Annotated in this window: 12 protein-coding genes; 1 reads left to right on the forward strand and 11 read right to left on the reverse strand. The window is 65.4% G+C overall.

The genetic code is table 11. The features are described 5' to 3' along the window. Positions 1-140: 140 nt before the first annotated feature. From tuf to BG023_RS11400, 7 genes are all read right to left on the reverse strand, one after another. Positions 141-1331, reverse strand: a complete 1191-nt coding sequence (tuf, locus tag BG023_RS11370; RefSeq protein ID WP_069310556.1) for an elongation factor Tu — start codon at positions 1329-1331, stop codon at positions 141-143. A gap of 94 nt (positions 1332-1425) precedes the next feature. After that, the gene (gene fusA, locus BG023_RS11375) at positions 1426-3558 is read right to left on the reverse strand and encodes an elongation factor G (RefSeq protein ID WP_069310557.1); all 2133 of its coding nucleotides are present in this window, start codon (positions 3556-3558) and stop codon (positions 1426-1428) included. A 110-nt stretch (positions 3559-3668) separates the two neighbouring features. Beyond that, on the reverse strand, positions 3669-4139 hold the full coding sequence (rpsG, locus tag BG023_RS11380) for a 30S ribosomal protein S7 (protein ID WP_069310558.1): 471 nt from the start codon (positions 4137-4139) through the stop codon (positions 3669-3671). Between the two features lie 136 nt (positions 4140-4275). Continuing rightward, on the reverse strand, positions 4276-4647 hold the full coding sequence (rpsL, locus tag BG023_RS11385) for a 30S ribosomal protein S12 (RefSeq protein ID WP_006831873.1): 372 nt from the start codon (positions 4645-4647) through the stop codon (positions 4276-4278). A 291-nt stretch (positions 4648-4938) separates the two neighbouring features. Next, on the reverse strand, positions 4939-5742 hold the full coding sequence (locus BG023_RS11390; protein ID WP_069310559.1) for a LysR family transcriptional regulator: 804 nt from the start codon (positions 5740-5742) through the stop codon (positions 4939-4941). A 39-nt stretch (positions 5743-5781) separates the two neighbouring features. Continuing rightward, a complete protein-coding gene (gene apaG, locus BG023_RS11395; RefSeq protein WP_069310560.1) occupies positions 5782-6195 on the reverse strand; it encodes a Co2+/Mg2+ efflux protein ApaG in 414 nt (137 codons plus the stop codon). A gap of 83 nt (positions 6196-6278) precedes the next feature. Further along, positions 6279-8423 (reverse strand): alpha/beta hydrolase family protein, encoded by a 2145-nt coding sequence (locus BG023_RS11400; protein WP_069310561.1) that lies wholly within the window; start codon positions 8421-8423, stop codon positions 6279-6281. A gap of 141 nt (positions 8424-8564) precedes the next feature. On the opposite strand from BG023_RS11400, the gene BG023_RS11405 reads away from it, so the two are divergent. Next, positions 8565-9281 (forward strand): M15 family metallopeptidase, encoded by a 717-nt coding sequence (locus BG023_RS11405; RefSeq protein WP_190315763.1) that lies wholly within the window; start codon positions 8565-8567, stop codon positions 9279-9281. A gap of 137 nt (positions 9282-9418) precedes the next feature. On the opposite strand, the gene BG023_RS11410 is transcribed toward BG023_RS11405, so the two are convergent. Genes BG023_RS11410 through BG023_RS11425 form a run of 4 tightly spaced genes read right to left on the reverse strand, consistent with a single transcriptional unit; the run spans position 9419 to position 13033 of the window. After that, the gene (locus BG023_RS11410; protein WP_069310563.1) at positions 9419-10027 is read right to left on the reverse strand and encodes a 2-hydroxychromene-2-carboxylate isomerase; all 609 of its coding nucleotides are present in this window, start codon (positions 10025-10027) and stop codon (positions 9419-9421) included. 12 nt (positions 10028-10039) lie between these two features. Next, positions 10040-11227: an FkbM family methyltransferase gene (locus BG023_RS11415; RefSeq protein ID WP_069310564.1), complete on the reverse strand. Its 1188-nt coding sequence runs from the start codon at positions 11225-11227 to the stop codon at positions 10040-10042. A 16-nt stretch (positions 11228-11243) separates the two neighbouring features. Beyond that, entirely contained in the window at positions 11244-12461 is a 1218-nt protein-coding gene (locus BG023_RS11420; protein ID WP_069310565.1) for a trans-sulfuration enzyme family protein, read from the reverse strand. An 11-nt stretch (positions 12462-12472) separates the two neighbouring features. Then, the gene (locus BG023_RS11425) at positions 12473-13033 is read right to left on the reverse strand and encodes a TetR/AcrR family transcriptional regulator (RefSeq protein WP_233992993.1); all 561 of its coding nucleotides are present in this window, start codon (positions 13031-13033) and stop codon (positions 12473-12475) included.

The following is a 13033-nucleotide window of genomic DNA, read 5'->3' on the forward strand; positions in this document are numbered from 1 at the left end:
TGAAAGGAAATTGCGCGGGAAGGAAATGACCTCGCCGCAGCTCCGATCAGAGCGCCCTGCCCTACACAAAAAGGCCCGGCAGCTCGTGGGAGCGGCCGGGCCTCTTCATGTTCAGTCAACCTCCTCGCGGAGGCAAAACCTTACTTGGTGATCTTGGCGACGACGCCCGAACCTACGGTGCGGCCACCTTCGCGGATCGCGAAGCGCAGACCTTCGTCCATGGCGATCGGAGCGATCAGCTTGACGCCGATGGTCACGTTGTCGCCCGGCATCACCATTTCGGTGCCTTCGGGAAGGATCACTTCGCCGGTCACGTCGGTGGTGCGGAAGTAGAACTGCGGGCGGTAGTTGGCGAAGAACGGCGTGTGACGGCCACCTTCGTCCTTCGACAGCACATAGACTTCGGCGCTGAACTCGGTGTGCGGGGTAACCGAACCCGGCTTCGCGAGAACCTGGCCACGCTCCACTTCTTCACGGGCAACGCCGCGGATCAGGGCGCCGACGTTGTCGCCAGCTTCACCGCGATCGAGCAGCTTGCGGAACATTTCCACGCCGGTGACGGTGGTCTTGCGGGTGTCCTTGATGCCGACGATTTCGACTTCGTCGCCAACGTTCACGATGCCGGTTTCGATACGGCCGGTCACCACGGTGCCGCGACCCGAGATCGAGAACACGTCTTCGATCGGCATCAGGAACGGCTTGTCGACCGGACGGTCGGGCTGCGGGATGTAGCTGTCGACGGCTTCGATCAGGGCAATGACCGAGTCCTTGCCGATGTTGTCATCGCGGCCTTCGAGAGCGGCCAGAGCCGAACCCTTGACGATCGGAATGTTGTCGCCGTCGAAGTCGTACGACGAAAGCAGTTCGCGAACTTCCAGTTCGACGAGCTCGAGGATTTCCTCGTCGTCAACCTGGTCGACCTTGTTCATGTACACGACCAGCGCCGGCACGCCGACCTGACGGGCGAGCAGGATGTGCTCACGGGTCTGGGGCATCGGGCCGTCAGCAGCGTTCACCACCAGGATCGCGCCGTCCATCTGGGCGGCACCGGTGATCATGTTCTTCACGTAGTCAGCGTGACCCGGGCAGTCGACGTGCGCGTAGTGACGGGCAGCCGATTCATACTCGACGTGCGCAGTCGAGATGGTGATGCCGCGCTCGCGCTCTTCCGGGGCCTTGTCGATGTTGGCGAAGTCCACGGCGCTGCCGCCGTAGGTTTCAGCCATCACCTTGGTGATCGCCGCGGTCAGGGTGGTCTTGCCATGGTCAACGTGACCGATGGTGCCGATGTTGCAGTGCGGCTTATTCCGCTGGAACTTTTCCTTGGCCATTTCTCTGGTGTACCTTCTTGGATGAAAATGTGTGTTCGCGGGAGAGTGGCGGCACCCGCAGAATCAGGCGCCGCCCCTAGACTGCCGAAGCAGCTTAGGCAAGTTTCTCCTTGACCTCGGCTGCGACGTTGGCCGGAACCTCGTCATAGTGCGAGAACTGCATGGTGTACTGCGCGCGCCCTTGGGTGAACGAACGCAGCTCGTTGACGTAGCCGAACATGTTGGCGAGCGGGACGAACGCCTCGACCGCCTGGGCATTGCCGCGCGTGTCGGTGCCCTGGATCTGACCGCGCCGGCTGTTGAGGTCGCCGATGACGTCGCCCAGATAGTCATCCGGGGTCACAACTTCGACCTTCATGATCGGCTCGAGCAGCTTGATGCCCGACTTCTGCGCGACTTCACGCATCGCACCGCGCGCGGCGATTTCGAACGCGATCGCGCTCGAGTCGACGTCGTGGTACGCACCGTCAGTCAGCTTGATGCTGAAGTCGATGATCGGGAAGCCCACCAGATGGCCGCTTTCGGCCTGCTCGCGGAAGCCCTTCTCGATCGCCGGGATGTATTCGCGCGGGATGTTCCCGCCCTTGATCTGATCTTCGAAGATCACGCCCTGGCCGCGTTCACCCGGGGTGACAGTGACCTTGACGCGGCCGAACTGGCCCGAGCCGCCCGACTGCTTCTTGTGGGTGTAATCGACTTCGACTTCGCGGGCGAGGTATTCGCGGTAAGCCACCTGCGGCGCACCGACGTTGGCCTCGACCTTGAATTCGCGACGCATGCGATCGACGATGATGTCGAGGTGCAGTTCGCCCATGCCCTTGATGATCGTCTGACCGCTTTCGTGGTCGGTCGACACGCGGAACGAGGGGTCTTCCTGCGCCAGACGATTGAGCGCGATGCCCATCTTTTCCTGGTCGGCCTTGGTCTTGGGTTCGACCGAGAGCTCGATCACCGGCTCGGGGAATTCCATGCGCTCGAGGATGATCGGCTTGGACGCGTCGCACAGGGTGTCCCCGGTGGTGGTGTCCTTCATGCCGGCCAGCGCCACGATGTCGCCGGCAAATGCCTCATCGATGTCCTCGCGGTTGTTCGAGTGCATCAGCAGCATGCGGCCGATTTTTTCCTTCTTGTCCTTCACCGAGTTCAGGACCTGACCCTTGGTCAGCTTGCCCGAATAGATGCGGGTGAAGGTCAGCGAGCCGACGAACGGGTCGTTCATGATCTTGAACGCCAGCGCGGCAAACGGCGCATCGTCGCTCGAGGGACGCTCGTCTTCCTGATCGGTGTCGGGCAGGACGCCCTTGATCGGCGGAATGTCGAGCGGCGACGGCATGTAGTCGACCACGGCGTCAAGCAGGGGCTGTACGCCCTTGTTCTTGAACGCCGAGCCGCAGGTCACCGGCACGAACTTGCGCGCGATCGTGCCCTGACGGATCAGCTTCTTGATCGTCGGGACGTCGGGCTCGTTGCCTTCGAGGTAGGCTTCCATGATATCGTCGTCCTGCTCGACGACGAGCTCGATCAGGCGCTCGCGGTATTCAGCAGCCTTGTCGGCGAGGTCAGCCGGAACGGGGATGAACTCGTACTTCGCGCCGAGGCTCTCGTCCTTCCAGACGATGCCGCGGTTGTTGACGAGGTCGACCACGCCCTGAAGCTGGCTCTCGGCACCGATCGGGAGATAGAGCACCAGCGGCTTCGCACCCAGACGATCGATGATCGACTGCACGCAATAGTAGAAGTCGGCGCCAGTACGGTCCAACTTATTGATGAAGCACATCCGGGGGACGCCGTACTTGTCGGCTTGGCGCCATACGGTTTCCGACTGAGGCTCCACGCCGGCCACGCCGTCGAACACCGCCACGGCACCGTCGAGCACGCGGAGCGAACGTTCGACTTCGATGGTGAAGTCCACGTGGCCCGGGGTGTCGATGATGTTGATGCGGTGCTTGGGCTGGCCGTCACGCAGCGCGTCGGGATCGCTCATCGGATCCATCGAGGAATCTTCGGCGGTCCAGAAGGTCGTGGTCGCAGCCGAGGTGATGGTGATCCCGCGCTCCTGCTCCTGCTCCATCCAGTCCATCGTCGCGGCACCATCGTGCACTTCGCCGATCTTGTAGGACTTGCCGGTGTAATAGAGGATACGCTCGGTCGTGGTGGTCTTGCCGGCATCGATGTGCGCCATGATGCCGATATTGCGATAGCGCTCCAGCGGATACTCGCGGGCCATATCAGGTTCCTTAATCGAGAGAGGGGCCGCCGGGGTGCGGACTGAGCCCCATATAGGAAGGATTGTGACAGCCGGAAGACTTGAGCCCCCGGCTGCCCCCAATCAGCGATTTACCAACGGTAGTGCGAGAAGGCGCGGTTCGCGTCCGCCATGCGGTGCGTATCTTCGCGCTTCTTCACGGCATTGCCGCGGTTGTTGGCCGCATCGAGCAGCTCGCCCGACAGACGCGCCGCCATCGTCGTTTCCGGACGGCCGCGCGCAGCGGTGATCAACCAGCGGATCGCCAGCGCCTGAGCACGCTCGGGGCGGACTTCGACCGGCACCTGGTAGGTCGCACCACCAACGCGGCGGCTGCGGACTTCGACCTGCGGCTTCACATTGTTCAGCGCATCATGGAACAGCTGGATCGGATCGGCCTTGGCCTTCGCTTCCACCGTGGCGAGCGCGCCATAGACGATCTTTTCGGCAACAGCCTTCTTACCGTCGAGCATGAGGTTGTTCATGAACTTCGACAGGATCTGATCCCCGTACTGGGGATCGGGCAGGATGACCCGCTTTTCGGGACGACGACGACGTGACATCTTCTGAATTCCTTCGGAATGCGGCGAACCCCTCCGGGTCCGCCTTGCGGCTCCGGCCCACTCCCCCTCCCGACCACCCGGATGCTACCCGTAGGGCGCTCGGGAGGGGGAGCGGTCCGGAGCCGGACCTAAACCCTTACTTCGGACGCTTGGCGCCGTACTTCGAACGCGACTGCTTGCGATCCTTCACGCCCTGCGTGTCGAGCACGCCGCGAAGGACGTGGTAACGCACGCCCGGAAGGTCGCGCACACGGCCGCCGCGGATGAGCACAACAGAGTGCTCCTGCAGGTTGTGGCCTTCGCCCGGGATGTAGCTGATGACTTCGCGCTGGTTGGTCAGGCGGACCTTGGCCACCTTGCGCAGCGCCGAGTTCGGCTTCTTCGGGGTCGTCGTATAGACGCGGGTGCAGACGCCGCGCTTCTGCGGGTTCTGCTCCATCGCAGGGACCTTGGACTTGGCCTTCTGCGGAACGCGGCCCTTGCGGACCAGCTGGTTGATCGTCGGCATGAGGTACTCTTCACCTTCGTTGTGGCCATGCCAGCGGTGAAGAGAAAGCGAATCGCGAATGCGCGCGCGGCGGGGATCATGCCCCGTCACAGCCACCAGTCGCGAGCCGAAAACGCTCCACCCGCCTGAAAAGACCGGGTTACTTTGACGGCTGCCCCTGCGTGAGAGACGCACCGCCAATGTTCAGCTCAATCCGGGTCAGGCCCGGAAGATGCGCGCCCTTAGGCGGGATCAGCGGGAGGGTCAAGGGTGGGCAGGCGGGAGCAATACGGGCCGCACCAGTTATGCGCCTCAAGCGGCAGTCAAAAACCCCACCAGCGCCCGCACCTTGCGGCTGCGCCATTGGGGGCGCGGGGCGAGGAGCCAGTAGCCGCGCAGGGCCGGTTCGGGGCCGTCCAGCACCTCGAGCGCGCCGCGATCAATCGCGCTCTCCGCCAGTGCCAGCGGCAGGACGGTGCGGCCCATCCCTGCCAGCGCCGAGGCGAGCGCCTGTCCGGGGCTGCCTGCCTTCACGCAGGGCTTGGTGCCATCGGGCAGCGGGGCGCCCGGCCAGTCGATCCACGCATCGCGGTGCTGCGGCGCGGCGACTGTCACGCGCATCGCGGGGGCAAGCGGGATGCCCTCCAACTCGCCCGGCCCGTCAACCAGCCGGATCGCGAGATCGAGGTTCGCCTCGGTGAAATCGGCGTGCTCGTCGGCGGAGAGGATGTACTGGATGCCCCCAGAGCCTTTGGGCGTATCGGCCTGGAAGCGCGCCAGTCGGGGGGCGAACCACTCGGCGAAGAACTCGCGCGGGACGGCAATGGTGTAGCGGTCGGAGGATTGGCCCGCCTGCATCGCGGCGACGCTCTCCTCGAAGCTGAGGAAGCCTTCGCGCAAGGGATCGAGCCCCGCCTCGCCCTCGGGCGTGAGTTCCAGCCCCTTGGAGGTGCGGCGGAACAGCACCACGCCGAGCACATCCTCGAGCGCGCGGATCTGCTGGCCGACGGCGGCGGGCGTCACCGCCAGTTCGTCCGCGGCGCGGGTGAACGAGAGGTGGCGCGCGGCGGCATCGAACACGCGCAAGGCATTGAGAGGCAGATGGGTGCGCTTCACGGGCGGTGAATTAGGCGCGCTTGGCCCGGCCCGCAAGTATCAGCGAGGCGAACGACCTTCGGCGGTCTCTGGCGCGGCAAGCGGGAAGAACGGGATCCGCACCTCGGCCGGTTCCCCGTCTGCGCGTTCGAAGGTGTAGAAGCCTTCCATCGAGCCGAACGGCGTCGTCAGCGGGCAGCCCGAGACATAGTCGTGGCTCTGCCCGGGGGCGAGCAGCGGCTGTTCGCCCACCACGCCTTCGCCATCGACATGGCTGACCACGCCGCGCCCGTCCGTAATGCGCCAGTGCCGGGTGCGCAGGCGTAGCGGCTCGTGCGAGGCGTTTTCGATACGGATGTGATAGACCCAGAACCACTTGCCGGCGTCGGGGTGCGACTGCTCGGGCAGGTAGTTGACTGCGACCCTGACAGTGACCCCGTCGGTGGTGGCGGCGTGCTGGAAGAATTCTTTCATGTCGCCCCCAAAGTTAGCGATTCTTCGCCGGGTCACAAGTGGTCAACGCGCGTAATCCACGCCGTATCCCGAAAGAGCGCGATTCACTTGCCTCCCGCAGCGCCGGGGAGATCGATCGGCACCCCGTTCCCTGCCTTGGCCGGATCGCGCGGGGGTGTGAAGCTGCCATCGGCTGCGACCTGATCGGCGGGGTTGTGCTTGGCGAGGAAGGTATCGAGCGCATCGTACCATTTCTGTTCGGACTCGGCCGAGGAGAAGGAGTGCCCTTCCCCCTCGATCACCAGCGTCGTCAGCGGCACCGGCGCCGGCTTGGCAGCAGCGACCATCAGCTCGTATTGCCGCATCGGCACATTGTCGTCCGCTGTGCCCTGCGCCAGCAGCACCGGGCGCGAGAGCCGCGCGGCAAAGCGATAGGGGGAGACCGCATCGAGATCGAAGGTCTGTTCGCCGCGGATGCGCTCCTGCCACGATTTGCTCGCCTTGCTGGTGAGATAGCGCTTGTCGTAGGCAAGCATCTTGTCCCAATCGGTCACCCCGGCCCAGCTGGCCGCGCAGCGGTAGCGTTCGGGATTGCGCAGCACCGCCCACAGCGCGGCATACCCGCCATAGGAGCCGCCGACCACGCAGACCCGCGCGGGATCGGCGATGCCCTCGCTCACCGCCCAGTCCATCGCATCGTCGACATCGTCCTGCATCCCGCGCCCGACCTGGCCGATGCCGGCCTCGTAAAAGGCATCGCCATAACCGCCCGAGCCGCGGAAATTGGGTTGCAGCACGGCGTAACCGCGGTTGGCGAGGAATTGCACCTCGTCATCATAGCGAAGCTTGTCGCGCACCCCGAACGGGCCGCCGTGGGGCATGATGATCAGCGGCAGGCCTCGCGCCGTGCGCCCGCGCGGCAGGGTGAGATAGGCGGTGATTTCCAGCCCGTCGCGTGCGCGGTAACGGATCGGTTGCGGCTTCACCAATTGCCGGAAATCGAGCTCTGGCCGGGCATTGGCGAGCAGATCGAGCTGGCGCGCCTTGGGGGTGAAGACAAACAGCGCGCCCGGATCGGCCTCGCTGCCGCCCCAGATCACCATCCGCTCATCCTGACGCGACCGCGCGAGGATCGACACATCTTCCAACTGCATCGCCTTGGCGAGACTGTCATTCAACCGCGCACGCGCCGGATCGAACCATGTGATCCGGTCACGATCATCTGTGTAGAGCGCGGCGAGCGGGGTGCCGTCGTCCTTGAGCCACAGCTCCTCGACGTCACGCTCGGGATGTTCGTAGAAGGTTTCGAGCGGGGTGCCGGTGGCATAATCGAACAGGCGCACGCCGACGCGCCCGCTCTCGCCCTCTTCGAGCACATAGCCCTTGTCCGATCCGGAGACGATCTGCACCACGCTCCAGTAGCGGCTCTTCTCGTCATCGGCCTTGAGCTTGCCGACCAGCGCGAATTCGCTCGCCTCGTCCTTGCGGTACCACACCTTCAGCCGCCGGTTGTCCCAGCCCATGCCGATCCGCACGACCCCGGCATCATCGGCATACCAGTTCCACGCCCCGGCTCTGGGCTTGACGATCTTTTCCTTCACCCCGCCCGCGCGCAGCTCGTAGCGATAGACCGAAGGGTAATCGCGCCAGTCGTCCTGCACCGAAATCAGCGCCGAGGAGCCGTCTTCGGCAAGATGCACCAGATCCCCGCCCCACAGCGCGTATTTCGGCACGGGCAGTTCGAACATCGTGCCCGCGGCAAGATCGCGTACCATCAGGCGGTTGAGCCGGATCGGGATGTCGTAAACGGTCGCGGGGAAGCTGACCGAGATCAGCAGCTTGTCGTTTCCGGCCCAGCGCAGCCAATCGAGCCCCTGCCCTTCGCGCAGGCTAAACAGCTTGAGCGGATCGCGGGTGACCGCGTCGAGCAGCATGATCTCGGTCTTGCCGGCATTGTCGCGCACCATCGCGAGCTGCGCGCCGTTGGGCGACATCTGGAACATCCGGAAGGCGCTGCGCCCGGCGAAATGCTCGGCCGGGATCAGCTCGGGGCGGGCGGCGTCGGGTTCGGTCACCAGTTCGGCAGCGCGGGTGATGCGGGCGGGTGCCGGCGCGGGCATGGCCGCCGCAGGCGTGACGGCAGGTTGTTCCGGCGCGGCGGTGGCATCCTGCGCGGCAAGCTGGGCCGCACCAAGCCCTGCGCCCATCACCAGCGCCAATCCGGCTGCGCTCCGGATAATCCCCATCATGACCTTCGCCCCATGATCCCCTGCGATTCGCCAAGCCTATGATTTGGCGATTGAATAGCAAGCGGAATTGCGGTGGGGCGCGAAGGGCTCTGGCACGGCGGCGCGGATGTGATACGCCTCGGCGCAAGGATGACAGACGCGATGATCCCGATGCCCCCCGGCCCCACACTGCCGCCCGCCATGACCCGCCGCAGCTTGCTGGCCGGGCTTGGCGCGCTGGGTGCGGCGGCGATTGCCGGAGGCTGCGCGGCGCGCCAGCCACCCGCGCTCGTCATGCCGGTCGATCCTGCCGCGAGCGCCGCGCCCGATCTGGTTGACCTCGCCCGCTTCGATCCGCGCCTCAGGCTCGAAATCCGCTATGCCACGAGCGCCAACTTCATGGGCCGGGTGCTCTATCCGGTGGCGCGCGCGGTGGCGCAAAGGCCGGTCGCCGAGGCGCTTTCGCGGGTGCAGACGCGGGCCGAGGCAGCGGGCTATGGCCTGCTTATCTTCGATGCCTATCGTCCCTGGCGCATCACGAAGGACATGTGGGACGAAACGCCGCCCGAGAAGCGCGAATTCGTCGCCGATCCGGCGGCGGGATCGCGCCACAACCGCGGGTGTTCGATCGACCTCACGCTGCACCGCAATGGCACCGAAGTGGCGATGCCCAGCCCCTATGACGATTTCACCCCCGCCGCCTATCGCAGCTTCACCGCCGCACCTGCCGAGGCGCTGGCGCTCAGCCGGATGCTGGAAGGCTGGATGGTCGCCGAGGGCTTTATCGGCCTCGCCAACGAGTGGTGGCACTATGACTGGGCCGAGTGGCGCAGCTACCCGATCATGGACGTGCCGCTGGAGGATGTGACGGCGGGCTAGGTCACCCCCTCATTATCTCGTCGCCCCGTGCCTGACACGGGGCTTGGCTACCTTTGGGCTAAGGTCGGAAAAGGGGAGCCGAACCCCGTGTCAGGCACGGGGTGACGGAACCGGGGTTGTCAGCTGTCCAACCACCCTCACCCCTTGGCGAGCAGTTCCTCGATCTGGCCCAAGCGTTCCTTGCCGAAGAACATCTCGGTGCCGTCTACCCACATGGTCGGGATGCCGAAGGCGCCGCGCGCCACTGCGGCGTCGGTGTTGGCGACCAGACCCTGCTTCACCTCGTCACTTTGCGCGCGGGCGAACAGGTCGGCGGCGTCAAACCCGGCCGCGCTCACCACCGCGCCGATCGCCTCGGGCGAGGAAATGTCGAGCCCCTCTTCCCAGATCGGGCGCAGCAGGCTTTCGGCGAATTGCACCCCGCGTCCGTCCTGATCGGCGGCCAGCAGCATCCGCTGGAGCAGGATCGAATTGAACGGGAACTGCGGGTGCAGGCGATACTTGGTGAGGCCGTGCTTGGTAATGAAGCGCTGCATCTCCAGCATCGCGTATTCGTTCTTGCCCTTCACCTCGGCGTCGCGGATCATCGGCGGGGCATTGCCGGTGAGCTTGTGCATCCCGCCGAGGAACACCGGCACCACATCGAGGCTCGCCTCGTAGCGGTTGACCAGTTCGCGCAGCGGCCACCACACCAGATAGGCGTTGGGGCTGACGAAATCGAACAGCAGTTCCACACGGTGCGCCATTATTCCTCCACCTTATCCGGCCGGTTCGGCGACGAGATCGGAATGGCCGAGCGCCATCAGATCGTCGAACGTTACCGGACGGGTTGTTCCATCGCCCTCGATCCGGTGCAAGCGGTAACCGAGTTCGCCGGTCAACAGATCATGCAGCGACCGCGCAGCATCGTCCCGTCCGGCGAAGAAACCGGTGTGCCATTCGAGGATCAGCGTCGGACGGAAACGCGCCAGTGTGTCGCGCGCGCCGGTGAGCACGGCGTGCTCGAACCCCTCGACGTCGATCTTGACCAGATCGATGCGCTCCGGCGTCAAATCGGCCACGATCGCATCGAGCGTGCGGCAGGGAACCTCGCGCGCGGTGATTGTCTCGCCGTAATCGGCGTGCGCGGCATCCGCGATGGCGGGCAGCAACGTGTTGCTACCCTGCCGCGTAGCGAATTCGTGCAAGGTGGCCGTGCCATTGTCCGCCCCCACCGCACAGCGCAGCAGATCGGTGCGCGCGGCAAAGCCGTTCATGGTGATGCTTTCAAACAGCAGCGCGGCAATCGCGGGCGCCGGCTCGATTGCGATCACCCGCCCCTGTTCGCCCACAAGCCCCGCACCGATCAGCGTATATGTGCCGAAATTGGCGCCGATATCCACGAAGGTCATGCCGGGTTTGAGGCGGGCGCTGATTGCGGTGGTCAGATTGCGGTCGAACCAGCCGTCACGGATCAGGTGCGGGACAATCGCCGTGTCGCGCCCGTCGACCAGCATCAGATGGCCGAACGCGGTTTCCAGCAGCACCCGGCCCTGCCCTATATAGGTCGCCGGCATGCGCGCAGAGCGGTTCTGCGCAGGTGCGGAGGCCGTGCGCTTGCTGGCGCGCAGGGCCTCCGCCAGCACGGCCTCGCGAGGCATCACATGGGGATTGTCACGCGCGCCGTCATCGCCCCCGCGCGACAGGACAAGGAACACCTCGTTGGCGAAGCTGACCGGCATCGCACCAAGCGCCCCGATCAACAGATCGGCCGGCACCTCGCCCAGCCTGCCCTTGTGCAGGATGACGACGTTACAATCCGCAATTGCGGGCGGGTTGTCGAGGTTGCGGCAGCCGGGAAGCAACGGCTCGAACCCGATCGGGGCAAAGATACTCGCAGCGGGCGCGCCCAAGGCGGCGGCATGATCGGCAGCAGCCTGCCAGAACGGATCGAACCCTTCGGCCATCGCGCGGCGCTCCGGACTAGATCCCCGCCGCCGCGAGCGCCTGGTCCATGTCCTCGGTCAGATCGGCGATATCCTCGAGGCCCACGTTGATCCGCAGCAGCCCTTCGGTAACGCCCATGGCGGCGCGCGCCTCGTCCGTAAGACCGGCATGGGTGGTCGAGGCCGGGTGGCACATCAGGCTGCGCGCATCGCCGATATTGTTCGAGATATCGACGAGCTTGAGCGCATCGAGGATCGCGAAGGCGCGCGCGCGGGTGCCGACATCGAGCGCGAAGATCGGCCCGGTCGCGTCCATCTGCGACATCGCCAGATTGTGCTGCGGGTGGCTCGGCAGGCCCGGATGGAGCAGATGCCCCCCGGCGGCGGTCACGCGCGGTTCGAGGAACTGGCCCAGCGCCACCGCCTGTTCGGACTGCTTGAAGGCGCGCAAGGGCAGCGTTTCCAGCCCCTTCAGCACCACCCAGGCGTTGAAGGCGGAGAGCGTCGGGCCGGTGTTGCGCTGGAACGGCATCAGCACTTCGTCGATCCACTGCTTCGACGCGCAGATCGCGCCCGCCAGCACGCGGCCCTGCCCGTCCATCAGCTTGGTGGCGGAATAGGCGACCACATCCGCGCCAAATTCCATCGGACGCTGAAGCACCGGCGAGGCAAAGGCATTGTCGACCACGCTGGTGATCCCGTGCGCCTTGGCCAGTCCGCAGACATAGGCGAGATCGACGATGTCGAGCGTCGGGTTGGCGGGGGTCTCGAAGAAGAACACCTTGGTGTTGGGCCGGATCGCGGCCTCCCACGCGGCGTTGTCGGCGCTGTCGATGACGGTGGTTTCGATCCCGAACTTGGGCAGCAGCGTATCGACCAGCCAGCGGCACGAACCGAAGGCGGCGCGCGCGGCGACCACGTGATCGCCTGCCGAAAGCTGGCACAGCAGCGCTGCCGTCATCGCCGCCATCCCGCTCGCCTGCGCGCGGCAAGCCTCGGCCCCCTCCATAAGTGCAATGCGTTCTTCGAGCATCGCGACGGTGGGGTTCTGGAGGCGCGAATAGGTCATACCCTGCGCAGTGCCGGCAAAGCGATCGGCGACAGTCTGCGCGTCGTCATAGGTATAGCCCGACGAGAGGAACAGCGCCTCGCTGGTCTCGCCGTGTTCCGAACGCCATGTGCCGCCGCGCAGCGCACGGGTTGCAGGGCGCCAATTGGCCGTGGCGGCGCGGTCCATTCCGGTGGTCTTCTTCATGGGGCGCGTCTCTAGGACGCGATCAGCCCGCCCGCAAGCAGACCTTCACGCGCGGTATCGCCATGCCCCAGCGCGCCGAGCATCGCCGCGCCTTCGATCACGGTCAGCAAATGGCGTGCCCCGCCCGCAGGATCGGAATCGCCCGCCGGCATCTGCCCTTCGAGCCAGCCGAGTAATTGTTCGACCATCCCGCGCGCCGCATCGCGGTATCCCGGCAGATCGCGCGCCGCACCGGCGACAATATCCCACCACAGCACCATGAACGGCTGCATCGCGGGGTTATCGTTCTGCGCGAGGATCCGCATCAGCACTTCGCTGCGTGTCGCCGGTCGGTCAGCAGGAAGCGCCGCATCGAGCATCGCCGCATAGACCCCGGCGATATAGCCGAGCAGATCGGCGATCAGCGCCTCCTTGCTGCCGAAGTGGTAAAGCAGCATCCGGTCGGACGTGCCCGCTGCCTTGGCGAGCGGACGAAGGCTCGCCTGCCCGATTCCCTCGGCCAGCACATGCGCGGCGAGCAGCGGCAGCAGGCTCTGCTTTGACATCGGGAGCTTTTTCACACCGCTGGCCAT

This window comes from Porphyrobacter sp. LM 6 (genome assembly GCF_001720465.1).
Taxonomy (GTDB): Bacteria; Pseudomonadota; Alphaproteobacteria; order Sphingomonadales; family Sphingomonadaceae; genus Erythrobacter.